This window comes from Lysobacter niastensis (genome assembly GCF_031457115.1).
GTDB lineage: Bacteria > Pseudomonadota > Gammaproteobacteria > Xanthomonadales > Xanthomonadaceae > Lysobacter_J > Lysobacter_J niastensis_A.
Window position 1 is genome coordinate 1,521,834 of the sequence record NZ_JAVDVY010000001.1, and the last position, 21,668, is coordinate 1,543,501.

Here is a 21,668-nt window from a genome sequence, read left to right on the forward strand (position 1 = left end):
AGTCCGATGCGTATCCTGGTGACCGGAGGTGCAGGCTATATCGGCGGCCACACATGCGTGGTGCTGGCCGAACGCGGTCATCAGATCGTCATCGCGGACAACTTCAGCAACAGCTCGCCGTTGGTTCTGCAGCGCCTGAGCCGCCTGACCCACAAGGTGATCGCATCGCACCGGCTGGATCTGCGTGACCGCGACGCGTTGTCGTCGCTGCTGGAGACCTATCGTTTCGATGCCGTGATGCATTTCGCCGCATCCAAGGCGGTAGGCGAGTCGTGCGAGCGGCCGTTGGACTACTACGACAACAACGTCGGCGGCAGCGCCGCGCTGTTGCAGGCCATGAACCGCGCCAAGGTGCGCCGGCTGGTATTCAGTTCGTCGGCCACCGTATATGGCGACCCGCAGCGGGTTCCACTGGACGAGAGCGCCCCGCTGCAGCCCTGCAATCCCTACGGGCGCACCAAACTGATGACCGAGCAGATGATCGGCGACCTGTGCGCCGCCGATCCGATGTTCAACGCGGCCTGTCTGCGCTACTTCAATCCGGTGGGCGCGCATCCTTCCGGCATGATCGGCGAGGATCCCTCCGGCATCCCGAACAACCTGATGCCCTACATCTGCCAGGTGGCGGTGGGGCGGCACGAGCGCCTGAGCATCTTCGGCAACGACTATCCGACGGTGGACGGCACGGGCGTGCGCGATTACCTGCACGTCCTCGACCTGGCGCGCGCGCATGCCGATGCGCTGGAGTACCTGGCCGATACCGGTCGCAACCTCACCGTCAACCTGGGCACCGGCCGCGGCGTGAGCGTGCTGGAGCTGGTGCGCGCATTCGAGCGGGCATCGGGTCGCGAAATTCCGTACGACATCGTCGGTCGCCGGCCCGGCGACGTGGCGGCCATGTACGCCGACCCGTCACTGGCCCAGGCGGTGCTGGGTTGGCGAGCCGAGCTCGACCTGGAGGCCATGTGCCGCGATGCCTGGCACTGGCAGACGACGAACCCGGACGGTTACCGCGCCCTCGAACGCATTCGCCGGATTCCCGGGATCCGTCATCGTCGCCGGGGCATCGCGCAGGCGTGATATCGGCCGTCATCTGGCGACGGGTTTGACCGGTCCCCGGGTGGCGGTAGGCGGAATGCGCCGGGCCAGCAGCACGCGCCTGACCTGCAGCGCCGCGATGATCAGGAATACGAGGAACGCCAGGCCCACGGACGCCTGGACGACCTGGGCCTCCGGCCCGGCCGCCAGCGGCTGGGAGGGTGGCACGCGCGTGGCGGTTTCGGTGATGGCCGGGATCATGTGGAAGAACAGCGTCATCGAGTAGCCGACCACCGACACATAGGCGGACAGCCGGCCGAACCAGTTCCCCCGTTCGGCGCTGAACGCGATGGCCATCACCAGCAGGGTCAGGATGCCCAGCGCATGTGGCTTGCCGAAGCCCCCGTGCTGGAAGATGAAGAAGCCGGTCAGGCAGGTCAGGATCGTCATGATCAGATAGATGCGGCCCGACGTGATCCGGGAGTTGATCTCGCCGTAGCGGATCAGGCCGACCACGCCCGCGGCTACCGCGACCAGGCTGATGACCGTATGGACCATCCCGAAAGGGGTAATGCCCAGCATGGGTGCGCTCCTCGGTGCGGATGTCCGGTTCGAAGGGCCGATGAAATGGTCCGTGCCAAGGGGGGAACGTATTCGGGGGCCGCCAGCGGTCACGCGGCCTTCACATCGCCCAGCGCCTCCAGCAACTGGTCGGTGGTCAGCACCGCATGGGCGAATGCCGGCGCGTTGATGTCGTGCGCCGCGTGCATCGCCTCGGCGCTGAAGGCGGCGGTGGCGTCGCGCACCAGCGTGACGTGATAGCCCAGTTCGCTCGCGAAGCGGCCGGTGGACTCGATGCAGGTGTTGGCGATCAGGCCGACCAGGATCACGTGGCTGACGCGGCGCTGCTTGAGCAGCAAGTCCAGGTCGGTATTGGCGAAGCCACTGCCGCCCCAGTGTTCCTTGACGATCACGTCGCCAGGCCGCGGCGCGTAGTCGGGAAACCATTCTCCGCCCCAGCTGCCCCTCGCGAACACCTGGGCCCTGGCAGCGCCGAGCTGGTAGGGCGTCGGATGGTCCCAGCCGGTGAAGTCGTCCGGTTCGGCGCGATGGTGCGGCACGATGAACACCGGCAGCGCCGCCGCACGCACGCGGGCCAGGATCCGCTTGAGGTTGTCGTGCAGCCCCACTGATTGTGCGACCTGCGCGACACGCGGCCACAGCTTGCCGCCCTCGGCCAGGAAGTCGTTGTAGGGGTCGACGAACAGCAGCGCGGTATGGCCGGGGGGATAGGCGGGAAGGGGGATGGCTGACATGGGAACTCCGGCGGCATGCATCGGCGGGAGATGCGCCCCGATCGTCCGGCCGTCGACGGCGGCGGTCTTGTACGCCAGTGCGGCCGGCTCGTCGCGCGGCGATCACGCCGGACGACCCGCCACTTGTTGCTCACGCGGATCTCGCGTGCGCTTGGCGATGATCCTGCCGGGTGCTGCGCGTATTCAGTCGATGCCGAGTGGGAGGTCTTGTCGCAGGCGGGAGAGCGTCCTGACTGCGCTTCCTGGTTCGAAGCGAAGACCCGAGTGGGACTGGCAATCACCCGATGGAGGCAGTGGCAGCACCGGCTTTGCGGTGTTCACTGCAGTGGCAACAAACGCCGAGGCTGGAAGCGCGAGGTGACCATCAAGGAACGATCGGGCGCACACGCGCCGCTCGCTTACGAGGAGGCTGCGATGGACATGATCGAGGTTTCCATGATCGACGCTTCCTGGACTGCGCCGACCGAAGCGCGCGATGCGCTGCACGACAAGGCGCCGCGTGACGATGTGCCGGATGAGGTCGGCACCGCCCTACGCTGGGGACGCGGGCTGCCGCTTGGGACCGTGGCCCGCATCCGCGACTACATGCTCGCCCACATCGGCGAAAGCATCAGCCTGGAAGCGCTGGCTCGAGTGGCCTGCATGAGCCGCTTCCATTTCGCCCGGCGTTTCCGCCAGAGCACCGGATGCAGCCCGATGACGTTCCTGCTGCACGTGCGCATCCAGCGCGCCCGGAGCCTGCTTGAAGAAGGCGAAAGCAAGATCGCCGACATCGCCGCCGAACTCGGCTTCTTCGACCAGAGTCATTTCACCCGCACCTTCCGTCGCAACATCGGCATGAGTCCGCGTGCCTATGCGCGTTCGTGCGCGCGTTGCGCAAAACCGGTTCTCTCGTAAGAAACGATGCTTCCCGCGATCGCGATTTGAACAAAGCGCCTGCGCAGGTCAGCCGAGCAGGCTCGAAACCACCGCCTGCGGCTGCTTCATCCAGGTGTAATGGTCCGCACGGGCGCCAAGCCGCGACTCGTGAAAGACCTCCACGCGACGCGGTGCGTGGCGCATCTTCGCCAGCAGGAAGTTCAGCGAGGACTCCGGTCCGAGCCAGTCGCGGTCGAAGGCGATGGCGTGAGTGTCGACCACCAGGGCGCCCAACGCCGCCTCCAGGTCGATGTCCAGGCCGGCGGCCGCGTAGCGCCCGCTGAGGCCGCTGCGGCTCCAGTCCTCGATCAGTCCGCGGGCTTCCTTTCCGCCAAATCCGATGCGCCGACCGGGCAGGGCGCCTTCGACTCGCGCCAGCCAAGGCAGGAAACGGTAAGCCAGTGGCAGCCAGAGCTTGTTCGGCATCGGGAACACGCGCCAGTAGGGCGAGCCGCTGGCCACCAGCCACAGTCGTCCGGCCGAGTTGGGGGACAGGGCGAGGCGGCAACACGCGATCTGTCCACCGAGGCTGTGCCCGCCGACGATGCCCGGCAATCCGGGAACGTGCTTTTCGATCAGCGTTTCGCTGGCAGGCAGGTCGTGGGTCAGCAGCTCGCGATAGCCCCAGTTGTGGCGGCGGTCGGCGCGCAGGTTGCTTGAGCCGTGACCGCGCCATTCGTGGATGAATACCGCGATCCCCCGCGCCGCCAATGCTTCGGCGAAGGGCAGGTAATGCTTGGCGGCGATGCCGAGCGCCGGCAGCCACAGCAGGCTGGCGGCGGGTGCGGCCGGGATGCGCGCGAGCACGTGCCAGCGGTGGCCGTCGTCGGCCGCGACTTCGAGTTCGAGGGATTGCACGGCGTCAGACATGCGCAGCCGCACCAAGGTGATCGAGCACGACGATGTTGCTGCGACCCGGACGATAGCCACCGCGCAACGCGGCATGCACGTAGTCGGCGGCCACCATGCAACTGCTCTGAAGTGAACGGCCGAGGCACAGGTTGGCGGCCACGGCCGAGGCCAGCGTGCAGCCGGTGCCGTGCGCTTCCAGTTGCAGGCGGGGATGGGCGATGGTCGTCACCCGGGAACCCTCGGCGAACAGGTCGACGATGTCGCCGCTGCCGGGCATGTGGCCGCCCTTGAGCAGCACGCCACGCGCACCGAGGCGACGCAGTCCATCGATGGCTTCGTGCATCGCCGCGACATCGGCAATCGGGCGGTCCAGCAGCAGCTCTGCCTCGGGCAGGTTGGGCGTGATCAGCGTCGCCAGCGGCATCAGTCGGCCGCGCATCGCATCGAGTGCGCTGGTTTCCAGCAGGCGCGCGCCCGAGGTCGACACCATCACCGGATCGAGCACGACGTGCGCGGGACGGTGATGTTCGATCGCCTCCGCCACGGCTTCGATGACCTCGGCGTTGGCCAGCATGCCCAGCTTGACCGCGCCGATGTCGAAATCGTCGAAGCAGGCGTCGATCTGCGCGCGCAGGAAGCCCACGTCGGGCACGTTCACCGCCGTCACGCCGCGCGTGTGCTGCGCGGTGAGCGCGGCGATCGCGCTGAGTCCGTGCACGCGATGCGCGGCGAAGGTCTTCAGGTCGGCCTGGATGCCGGCGCCGCCGCCGGAGTCGGAGCCGGCGATGGTCAGGGCGGACAGGGGGGCAATATTGGCCAGCGGCATGTCGGTCATGACGACAGTGTGCCCGCCGGGCCCCTCCACATGCGATAGCCGAAATAGGCGATGCCGGTGCTGCCGGTCAGGACCGCGGGCAGATAAAGCGTCCGGTATCCGTAATGCGGAAACAGCAACGCGCCGATCACCCCACCGAGCAGGAACCCGCAGATGATCAGCGTGCACAACCACAACCGGCGCTGGTCCACGGCCATGCCACGCAGGCGGTGGCCCAGGAACACGCCCAGGTCGGTGAACATTCCGGTCAGGTGCGAAGTTCGCACCAGTGCGCCGCTATAGGTGGCCGTCATCGCGTTCTGCAAACCACAGGCCATCGCGGCCAACGCCGCACCGGCGATCTGCTGACGTTCGAACAACGGCACGGAGAAGGCGAGCAACACGGCTTCGATCGCCAGCGCGACGCCATAGCGTCGCCCGAGCCGCAAGGTGCTGTCCTGGATGAGCATGCCGCTCAAGGCCGCGCCGCCGACGAAGGCCAGGATCATCACCAGCAGGTGAAAAGAAGCGCGCGACTGCCCTTGGGCGATGCTCGCGCCGAGCAGGCTGGTGGTGCCGGTCAGGTGGGTGACCGCCTGGTGCTCGAAGCCGAGATAGCCGACCACGTTGACCATGCCCGCGACCACGGCCAGGCTGGCGGCACCGCTCCAGACCCAGGTCGGCAATCGCGATATCACGGCGGTCCCCTCATGGCATGGCAACCGCCAGCGGGGCGGTCATCAGTACGTCCCTTTGCGACTCCGGCCCGGACCGAAGTCCGGGCGGAGCAAACGGCTTCCAGCGTTACAGCACTTCCGACGCGTAATCGGCCAGGCGCGAGCGCTCGCCGCGACGCAGCGTGACGTGGCCGCTGTGGTCCCAGTTCTTGAACCGGTCCACCGCGTAGGTCAGGCCGGAGGTGGTTTCGGTGAGGTAGGGCGTGTCGATCTGCTCGACGTTGCCCAGGCACACGATCTTGGTGCCGGGGCCGGCGCGCGTGATCAGCGTCTTCATCTGCTTGGGCGTGAGGTTCTGCGCCTCGTCCAGGATCAGCCAGCGGTTGAGGAAGGTGCGGCCGCGCATGAAGTTGAGCGAGCGGATCTTGATGCGGCTGGCGAGCAGGTCGTTGGTCGCCGCGCGGCCCCAGCTGCCGCCGTCCTGGTTGTGGGTGAGCACTTCCAGGTTGTCGGTCAGCGCGCCCATCCACGGCGTCATCTTTTCCTCTTCGGTGCCGGGCAGGAAGCCGATGTCCTCGCCGACGCTGACGGTGGCGCGGGTCATGATGATCTCGCGATAGCGCTGCTGGTCCATGGTCTGGGCCAGGCCCGCCGCCAGCGCCAGCAGCGTCTTGCCGCTGCCTGCGGTGCCGAGCAGGCTGACGAAGTCGATCTCTGGATCCATCAGAGCGTTGAGCGCGAAATTCTGCTCGCGGTTGCGCGCGGTGATGCCCCACACGGCATGCTGGTTGTGGCGGTAGTCGTCGACGATCTGCAACGTCACGCGGCTGTCGGTGAGCCGAGCGACCTTGAGCTCGGATTCGTCGTCGCCGGGCATGTACAGGAACTGGTTCGGATGCCAGTCGTCGTCCTCGTGGCGCGCGATCTCGTAGAAGGTGCGGCCCTTTTCGGTCCAGGACTTCAGGTCCTTGCCGTGGCGCTGCCAGAAATCCTCCGGCAGTGCGGTGGCACCGCTGTAGAGCAGGCTGAAGTCGTCGAGCGCGCGGTCGTTCTCGTAGTCCTCCGACACGATCCCCGCGATCGATGCCTTGATGCGCAGGTTGATGTCCTTGGAAACGAACACCACCGGCACGCCGGGGTCGGTTTCCTTCAGCGACAGGATCGAGCCGAGGATGTGGTTGTCCGGGATCACCGCGCCGAAGCGCTTGCCGGAGTCGAAGTCGCGCGTCTGGAAGCGCAGCTTGCCGATGCTCTGCTCGCCGCGCAGTTGCAGCCCCTGCGGACGGGCGAGGGTGATGCCGTCGTGGATCCTGGAGGTGCCATCGACCTCGATCAGTTCATTGAGAAAGCGGCTGACCTGGCGGGCGTTGCGACTGGCTTCGGACGTGCCTTTCTTGGCGTTGTCGAGTTCCTCGATGACCTGCATCGGCAGGAAGACGTCGTGTTCCTCGAATTTGAACAGCGCGGTCGGGTCGTGCATCAGGACGTTGGTATCTAGCACGTAGATCCGCTTGCTTCTGGTCATCTAACGCTCCGATGCGGGTTGAACCTGTTGACGGACGGGCACGGCAGCGCCGCCGTGGCCCGCGGGGCGGGACGGCGGTGCGGTTGGAAATACAGGATGGTCACTGCGTTGCGGCAGCCTTGAGCGTGTCGTGGACGGCTTGGGCATGGCCGGTCACTTTCACCGGTCGCCATGACTGTGCGATGACGCCATTGGGGTCTATCAGGAACGTGCTGCGCTCGATGCCCAGCACCTTGCGGCCGTACATGTTCTTTTCCTTGATCACGCCGAAGGCCTGGCACAGGGCTTCGTCGGCGTCGCTGACCAGGTCGAACTTGAAGCCCTGCTTGGTGCAGAAGTTCTGGTGGGACTTGATCGAGTCGCGCGAGACGCCCAGCACGGTCGCGCCGAGTTTCTTGAACTTCGGCAGCAGGGCGTTGAAGTCCACGCCCTCGGTGGTGCAGCCGGGCGTGCTGTCCTTCGGATAGAAGTACAGCACCAGCCACTGGCCGGCGTAGTCCTTCAGGTGCGCGGTTTCGCCGCTGGACAGCGCCAGGGGCAGGGTGGAGACGTTCTTGGGAATTCGGTCGCCGGTGTCGAGCATGGTTCGCTTCGCGCTGCTTGGCTCCGAGTGTGCCGGTAATCCGATGTCCGTGACAAGGTGTCGCGGCAACATGCCGCGACAAGACGAATCAGAACTTCATCGGGTCCATGATGGCGTCGAGGTTGAGGTGGTCGCAGAACTCGAGGAAGTCGTCGCGCAACGCGGCGATGTGCATGCTCGACGGCACGCCGATGGTGACCTGGGCCGAGAACATGTCGGCGCCGGTCTGCATGGCGCGGTAGCGCGAGCAGTGCAGGCTTTCGATGGTGATGCCCTGGCGGTCGAAGAAATCGGCCAGTTGGAACAGGATCCCCGGCTTGTCGGCGGCGACCACTTCGACTATGTACGGCAGCAGGTTGGACTGTACCTGCTTGGCGCCGGTGCGGTACCAGACCAGCTTGAGGCCCTCCTCGCGCTCCAGGCGAGTCAGCATGGCCTCGAGCTTGGCGACCGAATCCCACGAGCCCACCGCCAGCGCGGTCACCGAGACGTCGCGGCCGACCGTGGACAGGCGGGCGTCGACCAGGTTGCAGCCCGAATCGGTGATCCGGCGCGTCACCGACAGCAGCGGCGACTCCGGATGCGTCGTGTAGGCATTGATCAGGAGGTGGTTTTCGTTCGGCGACGGCCGGGCAGCGGGATCGGTCAAGGCGGCGCCTGCTTGGGGGAGCGTCGAGCTCTGATACTGAATGGCGGCCCGCCGGGCGGGACGCAGTTGCCGGGCAGCATACTTGCCCGCGCTTTCGGGCCGCAAGTAACATCCCCGCGTCGTCCCACGCACGAGCGGACGCCAGGCGCGCTGCGCGATGGTGCTAGTGTTGTGCGGCTCGAGCGGACTCCCACGGAACCATCACCTTGCAACTTTTCGGCAGCATCACCGCGCTGGCGACGCCGTTCAACGCGGCCGGCGACATCGATTTCGACGCCTGGCACCGGCTGCTGGCGCAGCAGTTGGAAGGCGGAACCCATGCGGTCGTCGTGGCCGGTTCCACCGGCGAGGCGGCCGCGCTTACCGACGCCGAGTACGATGACCTGCTGAAAAGCGCGGTCGATTACGTCGCGGCGCACGCCGGTGAGCGGTGCGTCCCGGTCATCGCCGGTACCGGCCTGTCCAATACCACCAAGACCATCGCGCTGACCCGCCGCGTCGCCGAACTCGGCGCGCAAGCCGCGCTGGTGGTGACCCCGCCTTACGTCCGGCCGACCCAGGCCGGCCTGATCGCCCACTACCGCGCCATCGCCGACGACGGCGCGCTGCCGGTCGTGCTGTACAACGTGCCCGGCCGGACCGGCTGCGACCTGCTGCCGGAGACCGTGGCCGAACTCGCCCCGCACCCGAGCATCATCGCGATCAAGGAAGCGCGCAGCGAACCCGAGCGCATGGATGCCCTGCTGGCGCTGAAGAGCGACACCTTCGCCATCCTCAGCGGCGACGACCCGACCGCCTGCCGCGCCATGCTGGCCGGCGCCGACGGCGTCATTTCGGTGGCCTCCAACGTGTTGCCGCGCTCGTTCCGCCGCCTCGTCGACCTGGCCCGGTCCGGCCAGCGCGCCCAGGCCGAGGCCTGGAACTCGCGAATGCAGGCGGCCTGCGATTTCATGGGCGTGGAGCCCAATCCGATTCCCGTCAAGGCGATACTCGCGCGCCAGGGGATCGGTCACGGCCTGCGCCTGCCGCTGCTGTCCTTGTCCGCCGCCCACTCCCAAACCGCTGTGACGGTCGATGCCGACGTCCGCGCCCTCGAACTCGAATGCCGCGATACGCTCGCGGCCTGAACCAGCAGGAGATGTCCATGCGTTCCACCGCTTTCTTGTCCCGTGCCGGTGCCGGTCTGTTGCTGGTCGGCCTGGCCGCTACCTCCGGCTGCAGCTGGTTCCACAAGACCAACGACCTGTATGCGCAGGCCCCCGAGGCGCGTCCGCTGGAGGTGCCGCCGGACCTCGACCAGCCCAACGTGGCCAATGCCGTGAACATTCCGGTTCCGGCCGCGTCGTCGGGCGCCCAGGCCAGCGCCGTGGGCTTCACCACGACCGGCACGCGCGACGATGTCTATGCGAAGGTCGGCGAAGCGCTCGGCGCGGTGGAGGGGGTGAACATCGCCAGTCGCGCCGAGGCATTGGGCGTCTATGACGTCAACTACGAGGGCAGCAACTTCCTGGTGCGCGTGGTTGGTGGCGCTGAAGGCGTCTATGTGTCCGCGGTCGATCCGCGCGGCATGCCCGCCAGCGGCGATGCGCCGCGCAAGCTGATCGACTCGCTGCGCACGGTTTTCACCGGCCAGTAAGGCCGGTTCCGGCGCAAACGAAACGGGCGCCAGCGGCGCCCGTTTTTCTTTGGCGGCCGCGAAGGCCTGTGTTGCCCGCCGTCGGGCTCAGCGCTCCAACTGGTCGAGCTTGCCGGTCTTGCCTTCCCAGTCCTTGGCATCGGGCAGCGGGTCTTTGCGCGCGGTGATGACCGGCCAGGCCTTGGACAGTTCGGCGTTGAGGGCCACGAATGCTTCCTGGCCGGCCGGCACGTCGTCCTCGGGATAGATCGCGTTGATCGGGCATTCCGGCTCGCACAGCGTGCAATCGATGCACTCGTCCGGATCGATCACCAGGAAATTCGGGCCCTCGTGGAAACAGTCGACCGGGCACACCTCCACGCAGTCGGTGTACTTGCACTTGATGCAGTTCTCGGTGACGACGAAGGGCATGGCGATATTCCGTGGGGGGCAGCCCGCTGCGGGCAACGGTTAAGTGTAGCGATTTACGGCAGTCGGCCCCAAGTCGCCGTCCGGCACCGGCAGTGGCGGCAGGGGCGTCGGCCATAAAACAGAAGGCCCGCACCGTTGCGCGGGGGCATCCGTCAGAAAGCAGAAGGCCCGCGCATTGCTGCGCGGGCCTTCGGAATTGGTACTCCCAACGGGATTCGAACCCGTGTTACTGCCTTGAGAGGGCGGTGTCCTAGGCCTCTAGACGATGGGAGCATTTGGAGCGGTGAACCCCGCGCTGGGCTCTCAACGCAACGCGGCTTGCTAGTATATGGGCCGCTGTTGCCTCCGGCAATGGCTTTCACGATTCCACGGAAGGCTGCGAACGCCGGCTCGATGCGACCCAATACCCCAAACCTCCAATTGCAGATCATCCCACGCGACCAGCACAACGTCTCGCGCAAGGAGATCAGCCCCAACGCCCTGCGCGTGCTCTATCGGCTGCGCGAGGGCGGCTTTGCCGCGTACCTGGTCGGTGGCGCGGTGCGCGACCTGCTGATCGGCGGCCACCCCAAGGATTTCGACGTCGCCACCGACGCGACGCCGGAGCAGGTCAAGGGCCTGTTCCGAAACTGTCGCCTGATCGGCCGCCGTTTCCGCCTCGCGCACGTGGTCTACGGCCGCGAGATCATCGAGGTCGCGACATTCCGCGCCAACAGCGACGACGGCAGCGGCGACCGCGAACTGCATGAAGGCGGGCGCGTGCTGCGCGACAACGTCTACGGCAGCATCGAGGAAGATGCGGTCCGTCGCGACTTCACCGCCAATGCGCTGTATTACGCGATCGAGGATTTCTCGGTGCGCGATTACCTCGGCGGCTTCGAGGACGTGCGCAACCGCCTGATGCGCCTGATCGGCGATCCGGAAACGCGTTATCGAGAGGATCCGGTGCGCATGCTGCGCGCGGTGCGCCTGGCGGCCAAGCTCGACTTCGAGATCGAGCCGGCGACTGCCGCGCCGATCCCGCACCTGGCGCCGCTGCTGTCCGAAGCCGCGCCGGCCCGGTTGTTCGAGGAATGCCTGAAGCTGTTCCTGTCCGGGCATGCCGTCGCCAGCTTCCTCGGCCTGGAGCGTCATGGCCTGTTGTCGGCGTTGTTGCCGGAAACGGCCGCGGCACTGAAATCCAACCGCAGCGGCGCATTGCGTCGCATGGTGCTGGAAGGGCTGAAGGGCACCGATGCCCGCGTCGCCAACGACGAGCCGGTGTCTCCGGCGTTCCTGTTTGCCTTGCTGTTGTGGCCTGCGTACTGCCGCGCGTTGATGGAGCTGCAGGCCCACGGCGTGCACGAAGCCGAAGCGCAGCGTCGAGCCGCCGACCGCGTCACCGTGCACCAGCTCAACATGATCGCGTTGCCGCGCCGTTTCTCGCTGCCGATGCAGGAGATCTGGCTGCTGCAATCGCGCTTCTCGCAACGCCAGCGCAAGCGCGTGTTCCGCCTGCTCGCGCATCCGCGCTTCCGGGCGGCGTTCGACTTCCTGGTGCTGCGCATGTCGGCATCGGACGAGCATGCCGATGACGTCGCGTTCTGGCGCGAGGTGCAGGACAAGCCGGGCGACGAGCTCGCCGCGCAACTGGACGCCCATGTGGCCCACGAGGACGCCGCGCAGGCGCCCCGCAAGCGCCGGCGTCGGCGGCGGGGACCTCCGGCCAACGGCGAATGAATGCCGCGGTCGATGCGTTCGTAGGCCTGGGCAGCAACCTCGGTGAGAGCGTCGCCACGCTGCGCGCGGCGTTGGCCGCGCTCGATGCGGTCGCCGACACCAGGGTGCTGCGGGCTTCGCACTTCTATCGAACGCCGGCCTGGGGTGTCACCGAGCAGCCCGACTTCCTCAACGCGGTGGCGATGCTGCGCACGAGCCTGCCGCCGACCCGGTTGCTCGCCGCGATGCTCGACATCGAGCGCGCGGCCGGCCGCGACCGCAGTGCCGACGGCAGCGACCGTTGGGGCCCGCGCACGCTCGATCTCGATCTGCTGCTGTACGGTGAGCGGGTCGTCGTCGAGCCCGGCCTGCGCGTACCGCATCCGCACCTGCATGAGCGCGCTTTCGCGCTGGTGCCGCTGGTCGAGATCGCCGCCGATGCCGTCATTCCCGGCATTGGTTCGGCCCGCGATGCCTTGGCCAGGATGGAAACGGCGGACATCCAGGCGTTAACGTATACCGATCCCCCGGCAGACGCCTGAGCCTGCGCACGCAGGTCGGCCAGCCCTTCCAGGTCAGTCCAGCCCATGTACAGCGGAACCCCCCACGACAAGCCCTGGACGGTGCCGGCGCTGGCCGATGCCAAGCGCGACGGGCGCAAACTGGTGATGCTGACCTGCTACGACGCGGGCTTCGCGCGGACCATGGACGCCGCCGGCGTCGACCTGGTGCTGGTCGGCGACTCGCTGGGCATGGTCGTGCAGGGACACGACAGCACGTTGCCGGTGAGCACGGCCGATATCGCCTACCACACCGCCTGCGTCGCACGCGGACTGGACAAGGCGCTGCTGATCGCCGACCTGCCGTTCCAGGCCGACGCCACGCCCGAGCGCGCGCTGGATGCCTCCACGCGACTGCTCCAGGCGGGCGCGGCGATGGTCAAGCTGGAAGGGGCAGGCCACAAGCTGGAGGTGATCCGCTTCCTGGTCGAGCGCGAGATCCCGGTTTGCGCGCATCTTGGCCTGACCCCGCAGTCGGTGCTGCGCCTGGGCGGTTACAAGGTGCAGGGGCGCGACGAGGCCGCCGCAGCGCGGCTGCGTCAGGACGCCCGGGCGGTGGCCGAGGCCGGCGCCAGTCTGCTGGTGCTCGAATGCGTGCCCACGCCGGTCGCCGCGGCGATCACGGCCGACCTGTCCATTCCCACCATCGGCATTGGCGCAGGCCCGCAATGCGACGGCCAGGTGCTGGTGTTGCACGATCTGCTGGGCGTCAACTCGGGCCATCGCCGGCCGCGCTTCGTCAAGGATTTCCTCGCCGAAGGCGGGTCGATCGCCGGTGCCGTGCAGGCTTATGCGCAGGCCGTGCGCGACGGCAGCTTCCCTGACGCCGACCATTCCTACGCCTGATCGACGGCGGTCCTAGCGAGTCACTCGTTGCAATGATCGAAACCATTTCCGAATTGGCCGCGCTGCGTGAACGCGTCTCGCAGTGGCATCGCGAAGGCTTGCGCGTGGGCTTCGTGCCGACCATGGGCAACCTGCACGAGGGCCACTTCTCGCTGGTGAGTCTGGCGCGCCAGCATGCCGACCGCGTGGTGGCGAGCGTGTTCGTCAATCCGACGCAGTTCGGCCCGAACGAGGACTTCGCGCGCTATCCGCGTACGCCCGAGGCCGATGCCAAGGGGTTGGGGGCGGCCGGTTGCGACGTGATGTGGCTGCCGTCGGTGGAGACGATGTATCCCTATGGCGTCGAGGCGACCGTCCACGTGCAGGTGCCGGCGGTAAGCGAAACGCTGGAAGGCGCCCACCGCCCCGGACACTTCGATGGTGTGGCGACGGTGGTGTCGCGGCTGTTCAACCAGGTGCAGCCGGACGTGGCCGTGTTCGGTCGCAAGGATTACCAGCAGCTTGCGGTGATCCGGTACATGGTCCGTGACCTGGCGTTCCCGGTCGAGCTGATCGGCGCCGACATCGTCCGCGAGGCCAACGGCCTGGCGATGAGTTCACGCAATCAGTACCTGTCTCCGCAGGAGCGCGAACAGGCCGCCGCCATCCACCGCTGCCTGCAGGCGATGCGCGAGTCGGTTCAGGCCGGCCGGACCCGGGAGGCCGTGGAGGCGCAGGCGCGAGAGACCCTCGTTACCGCGGGTTTCGAGCCCGACTACGCCGTGGTCCGTCGCCCGGACCTGACCGAGCCCGGGGCCGGAGAGGGCGGGGCGCAGGTCGCGCTGATTGCCGCCCGGCTGGGCCGCACCCGGCTGATCGACAACCTCGAATTCATGGTCTGAACCGTTCCACAGCCGTCGTCAATGGCCGGTCCGGGGTGATGTTGCAGTGCGCCATGCGCTGCTAGACTTTCCACTTCGAACGCCCTCACTCCGCGGGCGGAGCCACCCCCCATGCAACTGAACGTCCTCAAGGCCAAGATCCATCGCGCTACCGTGACCCATGCCGAACTGCACTACGAAGGTTCGTGCGCGATTGACGGCCGTCTGCTCGACATCTCAGGTATCCGCGAGTACGAACAGATCCACATCTACAACGTCAACAACGGTCATCGCTTCGTCACCTATGCGATCCGTGGTGAGGAAGGCAGTGGGGTGATCTCGGTCAACGGCGCCGCCGCGCACTGCGCGCAGCCGGGCGACCTGGTCATCATCTGCGCCTACGGCGTCTGCGACGAGGCCGAGGCGGCCAAGTACAAGCCCACCCTGGTTTACGTCGACCGCCACAACGCGCTGACGCACACCAACCGTTCGATGCCGGCACAGGCAGCCTGACCGGTCTATGGATGCCGATGCCCGTCTGAGCCATCTGCGCGCCCAGGCCGGGCGCGTCGTCCGCCACCCGCTGCAGGAACTGATCGCCGTTGATCCGGCACGCGCTCAGGATTTCTCCCTGCGCGTCGGCCCGATCTACGTCAACTTCGCGCGCCAGCACTACGACCGCGAGGCACTTGCCGCGCTGTTCGCCACGGCGGACCAGGCCGGCGCACGTGCCAGGCTGCAGGCGCAGTTCGACGGCCAGAAGATCAACCTCACCGAGGATCGCGCGGTGCTGCATACCTCGCTGCGCAGCGACCTGTCGTCAGCGCCGGTCGCGCGCGATGCGCACGCGCAGGCGCTGCAGGCGCGGGTCCGAATGCGCGAACTGATCGATGCGCTGACGGCGAGTGAAATCACCGACATCGTCAGCGTCGGCATCGGCGGTTCCGACCTCGGGCCGCGGCTGGCGGTCGATGCGCTGAGCGGCCCTTCGCCGGGCCGTTTCCGTGTGCATTTCCTTTCCAATGTCGACGGCCACGCCGCGCAGCGCGTGCTCGCCGGGCTCGACCCGCGCCGTACCGCCGCGGTGCTGATCTCCAAGACCTTCGGTACCCAGGAAACGCTGCTCAACGGCATGATCCTGCGCGATTGGCTGGGTGGTACCGAGCGCTTGTACGCAGTGTCGGCCAACACGCAGCGTGCCGCCGAGACCTTCGCCATTCCCGCCGATCGCATCCTGCCGATGTGGGATTGGGTGGGTGGGCGCTATTCGCTGTGGTCCGCGGTCGGTTTCCCGATTGCACTGGCGATCGGCATGGATGCGTTCGAGCAGATGCTGGCCGGTGCCGCCGAAATGGACGAGCACGTGCTGCACACGCCGCTCGAACGCAACCTCGCGGCCTGGCATGCGCTGACCGCCGTGTGGAACCGCAATGCATTGGGCTATGCCACGCAGGCCGTGCACGCCTACGACGAGCGGTTGAAGCTACTGTCGAACTACCTGCAGCAACTGGTGATGGAAAGCCTGGGCAAGTCGGTGCGTACCGATGGCTCGCCCGTCGGCGTCGAGACCGTGCCAGTGTGGTGGGGCGGGGCGGGCACAGATACGCAGCACAGCTTCTTCCAGGCGCTGCACCAGGGCACCTCGATCGTGCCGTCGGACTTCATCGGCGTGGTGCGCTCCGATGCGCCGTTTGCCGAAAACAACAGGGCGCTGCAGGCCAACCTGCTGGCGCAGACCGAGGCATTCGCCAACGGCCAGGCCAGCGACGATCCGCATCGCGCCTATGCCGGCGGCCGCCCGAGCACGACGATCCTGCTCGATGCGCTGACGCCGTATTCGTTCGGCGCCCTGCTCGCGCTGTACGAGCACAGCGTGTTCCTGCAGTCGGTGGTGTGGGGCATCAATGCCTTCGACCAGTTCGGCGTGGAGCTCGGAAAGCAGGTCGCCAGCCGCTTGTTGCCAGCATTGGCCGGCGAAGCACAGGCCGACGATCCGGTGACGCGCGAGTTGCTGCAACAGCTGCGGTAGGGCGGGCGTGGGGCGGGCTTAAGCCCCGCCGAATTCGCCCCTCCGGGCGACGCGCAATGGTGGGCCAAGGCCCAGCTTATGAACTGCGTTGAGTACGTTGCATCGCCAGGTGTCTCCCCCGTTCACCCTTCGACTTCGCGGCTACGCCGCTACGCTCAGGGCGAACGGGGATTGGCTTCGCGGCCGCCAGATCCAGAACCGGTGTCTTGGCCCTCACTGCCCATTCGAAACCGGATTGGCCTCACGCATCCCTATTCCGCGAAGAGCTCACACCGTTCGCCCTGAGCGTAGCTCCGCAGGAGCGAAGTCGAAGGGCGGGGCGGGTATGTCGAAGGGTGTGAGGCGAGCCGAGCCTCATGCCGCGTCGTGCCGCCGCAGGGCCCACTCGATGTGCTCGCGCACCATCGGGCTGGCCGACTCGCGACGAGCGCGCAGTGCGTCGATGACCTCGGGCGTGCCGGGCGCATTGCCCAAAGCGACCGCGATGTTGCGCAACCAGCGCTCGTGGCCGCTACGGCGGATCGCCGTGCCTTCGGTGCGCTGCAGGAACTCATGCTCGTCCCACGCGAACAACTCCACCAGCGTTGCCTTGTCCAGATTGTTTCGCGCACGGAAATCCGGCTCGTCGGTACGCTTGGCGAATTTGTTCCAGGGGCAGATCAGTTGGCAGTCGTCGCAACCGAAGATGCGGTTGCCGATCGGCTCGCGCAGGTCCTCGGGAATCGCACCCTCATGTTCGATCGTCAGATAGGCGATGCAGCGACGCGCATCGAGCCGGTAGGGCGCGGTGATCGCCTGGGTCGGGCAGATGTCGATGCAGCGACGGCAGGTGCCGCAATGCTCGCTGGCCGGCTTGTCGACAGGCAGCGGCAGGTCGACGTAGATCTCCCCAAGGAAGAAAAACGAACCGCCGTCCTTGTCGATCAGGCAGGTGTGCTTGCCGATCCAGCCCAGGCCGGCATTGCGCGCCAACGCGCGTTCCAGCACCGGCGCCGAGTCGACGAAAACGCGATGTCCGAACGGGCCCACCACCTCGGCGATGCGGTCGGCGAGGCGTTGCAGGCGCTGGCGCATCAGTTTGTGATAGTCGCGACCCAGTGCGTAACGGGCGACGTAGGCGCGCTCGCCATCGTCGAGCGTCGCCCAGGCTTCGTCGCTGTCGCGTCCGTAATCCAGGCCCACCGAGATCACGCGGACCGTGCCGGGGTGCAGTTCCTCGGGGCGCCCACGCATTTCTCCATGCCGGGCCATCCAGTCCATCGAGCCGTACAAGCCCTGCGCCAGCCAGTCGCGCAGGTGGGCTTCGTCCGGGGCCAGGTCGATGCCGGTGATGCCGCAGCGCTGGAAGCCGAATTCCTGCGCGAGCGCGCGGATGCGGCCGGCCAGTGCGACGTAGTCGGGCGTCGTGGCGGGCAAGGATTGGGACGGGGCGGGCGAGGCGGGTTTCACGATATGGCAAGTATAGAATCGCGCGATGCCCCACGATGCCGAGCCTTTCGCCTCCACCCTGTATGACTCAGCCGCATTGCGCGAAGTCGAGGCGCGGGCGGCCACGGCGCTGGGCGATGCCTTTGGACTGATGCGGCGCGCCGGACAGGCCGCCTGGCGCGAATTGCTGCGGCAATGGCCGCAGGCGCAGCGCATCGTCGTGGTCTGCGGACCGGGCAACAACGGCGGCGACGGTTACGTGCTGGCCCGCCACGCTCATGAATCGGGGAGGCAGGTTCGCGTCGTGCGACTGCCCGGTCATGCGCCCCAAGGCGAACTGGCGCGGCGCGCGGAGCACGAATATGCCGCCAGCGGAGGTGCGGTCTCTTCGTTCGAGGAAGTGTTTCCGCCGGCCGACGTGGTGGTCGACGCGCTGTTCGGGATCGGCTTGTCGCGTCCGCCCGACGACACGACGGCGGTGATCATCGAAGCGATGAATGCACAGGCGGCGCCGATATTCGCACTCGATGTGCCCAGCGGCGTCGATGCCGACCGTGGCGCTTCGTACCAACCGGCGGTCATCGCGACGCGCACCATCGAGTTCATGGCCTGCAAGGCCGGATTGCGCACGGGTGCGGCCCTGGATCATGCCGGCGCGACTTCCCTCGCCGCGCTGGACTTGCCGGCGTCGACCTTCGACGGCAGCCGTGCGGCGGCGCTGCGACTGTCGGCGATGGACCTGTCGCGCTGGCTGCCACCGCGTCGGCGCGACAGTCACAAGGGCAGCAACGGACGCGTGCTCTGCATCGGAGGAGAACACGGCAGCGGCGGTGCGATCATGCTTTGCGCGCAAGCCGCCCTGCGCACTGGTGCCGGGCTGGTCGAAGTCGCCACGCGCGAACGCCATGTCGCGCCGTTGCTGTCGCGACTGCCCGAAGCGATGGTGCATGAAGTCGAAGACGGCGCTTCGTTGCAGGCTGCGCTCGATCGCGCCGATGCGATCGCACTGGGGCCCGGGCTCGGACAGCAGCCATGGGGCCTGGCGCTTTACGAACGTGCCATCGCCAGCGCCAAGCCTTTGCTGCTGGATGCCGATGCGTTGAACCTGCTGGCCGCGCATCCGTTCGCTTTGCCGGCCGACGCGGTCATCACTCCGCATCCTGGCGAAGCGGCGCGCCTGCTGGGCATCAGCACGGCGCAGGTGCAGCAGGACCGTTTTTCGGCGGCGAAGGCGCTATGCGAGCGGTATGCGTGTGTCGTTGTGCTTAAAGGCGCCGGCAGCATCGTGGCCGCTGCGCACGAAACGCCGCGCGTGATTGCAGCGGGTAATCCTGGCATGGCGGTGGGAGGAATGGGCGACGTGCTCAGTGGCGTCATCACCGCATTGCGGGCGCAGGGTGTGGATGCATTCGAAGCCGCGAGTTGTGGCGCGCTGCTGCACGCGTGTGCAGGCGATGCGGCCGCGCATGAGGGCGGCGAACGCGGGCTTCTGCCCAGCGATCTGATGCCATGGTTGCGCCATTACGCGAACCCGGAGCATGTGCAATGAAGGCGCTTTTATTGGCCGATGCCGATGCGACGGACGCTTTGGGCGCGGCGCTCGCACGCACGCGCCCGCCGCGCGCGGTCGTGCACCTGCATGGCGATCTCGGCGCCGGCAAGTCGACGCTCGCGCGTGCGTTGCTGCGTGCGCTGGGCGTGCGTGGCGCGATACGCAGCCCGACCTACACGCTGGTGGAGCGTTATCCGCTCGATGACGGCGGCGAAGCCTGGCACCTGGATCTGTACCGGATCGCCGATGCGGGCGAGTTGGAATTCCTCGGCCTGGATGGCGACGAGCCGACTTTGTGGCTGGTCGAGTGGCCCGAGCGGGGCGCCGGAGCGCTGCCCAAGCCGGATCTGGTCGTGGACCTGTCCATCGAGGGGGCGGGGCGACGGGCAGGGCTGATTCCCGGCACTCCCGCCGGGCAGGCCTGGGTAACCGCTGTCACCGCCGGCCATGGGGTTGCAGGCCATTCCTGAACGTTCCAGCAGGAAAGGGCGGCAGGTACCGGATTTGTAAAGAAAAAATACTTGCAATCCTCGGGCGCTGGTGCTTGACTACGGCCCATGCGCGTCAAGGCCGCCACCGTCCAGAAAGTTCTGCTCGGCTCAGCCCTGCTGGCTGCGCTGGCGTGGAATCTGGCCCAGGCCTCCGAAATCAACGGCTTGGCGCTGAGCAACGGCGCCACCGGGACCCGCGCCGAGATCGCACTGGACCAGGAAGCCGAGTTCAAGGTGATCAGCCTGCAAGGCCCGGATCGACTGGTCGTCGATCTGCAGACTTCGCGCCTGGCTTCGAACGTCCGCCTGCCGGCGCCGACCGGACTGATCAAGTCGGTGCGCACCGGACAGCCGAGCCCCGGCACGACCCGCATCGTGTTCGACCTGGCGCAGCCGGTCGCCGTGCTCAAGCCGCATCTCGAACCCGGCGCTACCGGCCCGCGGCTGGTGCTGGAGTGGCCCGGCGATGGCGCTGAAAGCGCCAGCGCGCCGGTCCGCCTGGCTTCGACTCCCGCAGCACCGGCTCCCGGTCCGACATCGGCACCCGGTAATGCGGCAGATTCCGTGACTCCGTCGGCGACGCCGGAGGCAGACGCGGCGGCCTCCGCTGCGGCCACCACCCGCCTCATTTCCGAAATCGCCGCGCGCTCCACGGGCTCGTCATCCGCCATGCCTGCGTATGGACCGGCGGGCGCGCCTGCAGGCACCGCGCCGCCGGCCACCGGCACCACGCCCCCTTCGTTGACGACTGCCACAATGGCCGGCAACGCACCCGTCAAGGTCACGGGGCCGTCGTCGATCCCGCCGGCGACGTCCATGACGGCGCCTGCGACCACTATCGCCACCGGCGTTCCGACCCGGATCGCCACGGGCCAGCCCGCCATGCCGCCGTCGGCGATGCCGTCCGGCAACGCAGGCGTACCGGACGCCGTTGGTGGGACTATGCCCCCCGCCGGTGCGGTCAAGACCCTGAAGGACGTTCGCGGCCGTGGCATGCGCCCGCTGGTGATCGCCATCGATGCCGGCCATGGCGGCCAGGACTCGGGCGCCATCGGCCCGAACGGCAACAAGGAAAAGGACGTGACCTTGGCGATCGCGCGCGAATTGGCGCGTCAGGTCAACGCAACGCCCGGCCTGAAGGCCTACCTGACCCGCGACAGCGACTTCTACATCCCCCTGAACAACCGCGCCAAGCTGGCGCGCACCGCCAAGGCCGACATCTTCGTCTCGATCCATGCCGACGCCGCCGAGAACCGCGGCGCCAAGGGCTCGTCCGTGTACGTGCTGTCGCTGAAGGGCGCGTCTTCGCAGCGCGCGCGCTGGCTGGCGGACAAGGAAAACGCCTCGGACATGATCGGCGGCGTGCGCCTGGAGAAGACCAGCAACACGCTGGCTTCGGTGCTGCTCGACCTGACCCAGAGCGGGCACATGAAGGCATCAGAGGATGCGGCCAACCATGTGCTCGACGGTCTCAAGCGTGTGGGCAACAACCACAAGCCGGGCATCGAACGCGCCAACTTCGCCGTCCTGCGCACCTCGGACATGCCGGCGATGCTGGTCGAGACCGCCTTCATCTCCAATCCGGACGAAGAGCGCCGGCTGGTCGATCCGTCCTACCAGCGCACGCTGGCGCGCGCGGTGCTGGATGGCGTCGATACCTATTTCACCCGCCAGCCGCCGCCGGGCACGATGTACGCGGCCAAGGCCGAAGCGAACTATTCGGCTTCTCTGGGCGGGGCCGGCGGCGCGCCCTGAGACAAACCGGCAGGTCCTGGTCGCTGCTCG

The 21,668-nt window shown here is 67.4% G+C and carries 22 protein-coding genes, 1 tRNA gene and 1 pseudogene; 13 read left to right on the top strand and 11 right to left on the bottom strand.

From position 1 onward, the window contains the following. Positions 1-6: 6 nt before the first annotated feature. Complete coding sequence (galE, locus tag J2X06_RS06900; RefSeq protein ID WP_310060027.1) at positions 7-1,080, top strand: UDP-glucose 4-epimerase GalE; 1,074 nt, start codon at positions 7-9, stop codon at positions 1,078-1,080. A gap of 9 nt (positions 1,081-1,089) precedes the next feature. On the opposite strand, the gene J2X06_RS06905 is transcribed toward galE, so the two are convergent. Both J2X06_RS06905 and J2X06_RS06910 read right to left on the bottom strand, forming a co-directional pair. Then, positions 1,090-1,620, bottom strand: a complete 531-nt coding sequence (locus J2X06_RS06905; RefSeq protein WP_310060030.1) for a hypothetical protein — start codon at positions 1,618-1,620, stop codon at positions 1,090-1,092. 89 nt (positions 1,621-1,709) lie between these two features. Next, positions 1,710-2,354, bottom strand: coding sequence for an isochorismatase family cysteine hydrolase (locus J2X06_RS06910; protein ID WP_310060033.1), 645 nt, complete (start codon positions 2,352-2,354; stop codon positions 1,710-1,712). A 357-nt stretch (positions 2,355-2,711) separates the two neighbouring features. On the opposite strand from J2X06_RS06910, the gene J2X06_RS06915 reads away from it, so the two are divergent. After that, entirely contained in the window at positions 2,712-3,251 is a 540-nt protein-coding gene (locus tag J2X06_RS06915; protein WP_310060035.1) for an AraC family transcriptional regulator, read from the top strand. A 48-nt stretch (positions 3,252-3,299) separates the two neighbouring features. Here the strand turns inward: J2X06_RS06915 and J2X06_RS06920 are convergent, their stop codons facing one another. From J2X06_RS06920 to J2X06_RS06945, 6 genes are all read right to left on the bottom strand, one after another. After that, positions 3,300-4,142, bottom strand: a complete 843-nt coding sequence (locus J2X06_RS06920) for an alpha/beta hydrolase family protein (protein WP_310060038.1) — start codon at positions 4,140-4,142, stop codon at positions 3,300-3,302. Next, positions 4,135-4,944: a bifunctional hydroxymethylpyrimidine kinase/phosphomethylpyrimidine kinase gene (thiD, locus tag J2X06_RS06925; RefSeq protein ID WP_430539544.1), complete on the bottom strand. Its 810-nt coding sequence runs from the start codon at positions 4,942-4,944 to the stop codon at positions 4,135-4,137. The genes J2X06_RS06920 and thiD overlap by 8 nt, the downstream gene beginning before the upstream one ends. 11 nt (positions 4,945-4,955) lie before the next feature. Then, a complete protein-coding gene (locus J2X06_RS06930; protein WP_310060043.1) occupies positions 4,956-5,636 on the bottom strand; it encodes a YoaK family protein in 681 nt (226 codons plus the stop codon). Between the two features lie 106 nt (positions 5,637-5,742). Beyond that, on the bottom strand, positions 5,743-7,140 hold the full coding sequence (locus J2X06_RS06935) for a PhoH family protein (RefSeq protein ID WP_310060046.1): 1,398 nt from the start codon (positions 7,138-7,140) through the stop codon (positions 5,743-5,745). A 100-nt stretch (positions 7,141-7,240) separates the two neighbouring features. After that, the gene (locus tag J2X06_RS06940) at positions 7,241-7,723 is read right to left on the bottom strand and encodes a peroxiredoxin (protein ID WP_310060049.1); all 483 of its coding nucleotides are present in this window, start codon (positions 7,721-7,723) and stop codon (positions 7,241-7,243) included. Positions 7,724-7,811: 88 nt separating this feature from the next. Beyond that, the gene (locus J2X06_RS06945) at positions 7,812-8,414 is read right to left on the bottom strand and encodes a glycine cleavage system protein R (RefSeq protein ID WP_430539545.1); all 603 of its coding nucleotides are present in this window, start codon (positions 8,412-8,414) and stop codon (positions 7,812-7,814) included. Positions 8,415-8,578: 164 nt separating this feature from the next. Between J2X06_RS06945 and dapA the strand changes: the two genes are divergently transcribed. Both dapA and J2X06_RS06955 read left to right on the top strand, forming a co-directional pair. After that, entirely contained in the window at positions 8,579-9,499 is a 921-nt protein-coding gene (gene dapA / locus J2X06_RS06950) for a 4-hydroxy-tetrahydrodipicolinate synthase (protein ID WP_310060052.1), read from the top strand. Between the two features lie 17 nt (positions 9,500-9,516). Further along, positions 9,517-10,008 (top strand): hypothetical protein, encoded by a 492-nt coding sequence (locus J2X06_RS06955; protein ID WP_310060054.1) that lies wholly within the window; start codon positions 9,517-9,519, stop codon positions 10,006-10,008. An 87-nt stretch (positions 10,009-10,095) separates the two neighbouring features. Here J2X06_RS06955 and fdxA read toward each other — a convergent pair whose 3' ends face one another. After that, positions 10,096-10,419 (bottom strand): ferredoxin FdxA, encoded by a 324-nt coding sequence (fdxA, locus tag J2X06_RS06960; RefSeq protein WP_310060058.1) that lies wholly within the window; start codon positions 10,417-10,419, stop codon positions 10,096-10,098. 197 nt (positions 10,420-10,616) lie between these two features. Further along, positions 10,617-10,692, bottom strand: a tRNA-Glu gene (locus J2X06_RS06965). Between the two features lie 147 nt (positions 10,693-10,839). Between J2X06_RS06965 and pcnB the strand changes: the two are divergent. The 6 genes and pseudogenes from pcnB to pgi all read left to right on the top strand — a co-directional run. Further along, a pseudogene (gene pcnB, locus J2X06_RS06970) lies at positions 10,840-12,138 on the top strand (polynucleotide adenylyltransferase PcnB); the annotation flags it as partial. Then, a complete protein-coding gene (gene folK, locus J2X06_RS06975) occupies positions 12,135-12,659 on the top strand; it encodes a 2-amino-4-hydroxy-6-hydroxymethyldihydropteridine diphosphokinase (protein WP_310060061.1) in 525 nt (174 codons plus the stop codon). The pseudogene pcnB and the gene folK, both read left to right, overlap by 4 nt. A 45-nt stretch (positions 12,660-12,704) precedes the next feature. Beyond that, positions 12,705-13,523, top strand: a complete 819-nt coding sequence (panB, locus tag J2X06_RS06980; RefSeq protein ID WP_310060063.1) for a 3-methyl-2-oxobutanoate hydroxymethyltransferase — start codon at positions 12,705-12,707, stop codon at positions 13,521-13,523. A 32-nt stretch (positions 13,524-13,555) separates the two neighbouring features. Then, positions 13,556-14,404, top strand: coding sequence for a pantoate--beta-alanine ligase (panC, locus tag J2X06_RS06985; RefSeq protein ID WP_310060066.1), 849 nt, complete (start codon positions 13,556-13,558; stop codon positions 14,402-14,404). A 111-nt stretch (positions 14,405-14,515) separates the two neighbouring features. Continuing rightward, positions 14,516-14,896: an aspartate 1-decarboxylase gene (gene panD / locus J2X06_RS06990; protein ID WP_310060069.1), complete on the top strand. Its 381-nt coding sequence runs from the start codon at positions 14,516-14,518 to the stop codon at positions 14,894-14,896. 7 nt (positions 14,897-14,903) lie between these two features. Then, the gene (pgi, locus tag J2X06_RS06995; RefSeq protein WP_310060072.1) at positions 14,904-16,412 is read left to right on the top strand and encodes a glucose-6-phosphate isomerase; all 1,509 of its coding nucleotides are present in this window, start codon (positions 14,904-14,906) and stop codon (positions 16,410-16,412) included. A 354-nt stretch (positions 16,413-16,766) separates the two neighbouring features. Here the strand turns inward: pgi and queG are convergent, their stop codons facing one another. Then, positions 16,767-17,828 (bottom strand): tRNA epoxyqueuosine(34) reductase QueG, encoded by a 1,062-nt coding sequence (gene queG, locus J2X06_RS07000; protein ID WP_310060075.1) that lies wholly within the window; start codon positions 17,826-17,828, stop codon positions 16,767-16,769. Between the two features lie 58 nt (positions 17,829-17,886). On the opposite strand from queG, the gene J2X06_RS07005 reads away from it, so the two are divergent. The 3 genes from J2X06_RS07005 to J2X06_RS07015 all read left to right on the top strand — a co-directional run bounded on the left by J2X06_RS07005 (position 17,887) and on the right by J2X06_RS07015 (position 21,638). Then, the gene (locus J2X06_RS07005) at positions 17,887-19,389 is read left to right on the top strand and encodes an NAD(P)H-hydrate dehydratase (protein WP_310060078.1); all 1,503 of its coding nucleotides are present in this window, start codon (positions 17,887-17,889) and stop codon (positions 19,387-19,389) included. Beyond that, positions 19,386-19,862, top strand: a complete 477-nt coding sequence (gene tsaE / locus J2X06_RS07010; RefSeq protein ID WP_310060081.1) for a tRNA (adenosine(37)-N6)-threonylcarbamoyltransferase complex ATPase subunit type 1 TsaE — start codon at positions 19,386-19,388, stop codon at positions 19,860-19,862. The genes J2X06_RS07005 and tsaE overlap by 4 nt, the downstream gene beginning before the upstream one ends. 87 nt (positions 19,863-19,949) lie before the next feature. Next, a complete protein-coding gene (locus tag J2X06_RS07015; RefSeq protein WP_310060084.1) occupies positions 19,950-21,638 on the top strand; it encodes an N-acetylmuramoyl-L-alanine amidase in 1,689 nt (562 codons plus the stop codon). Positions 21,639-21,668 lie beyond the last annotated feature (30 nt).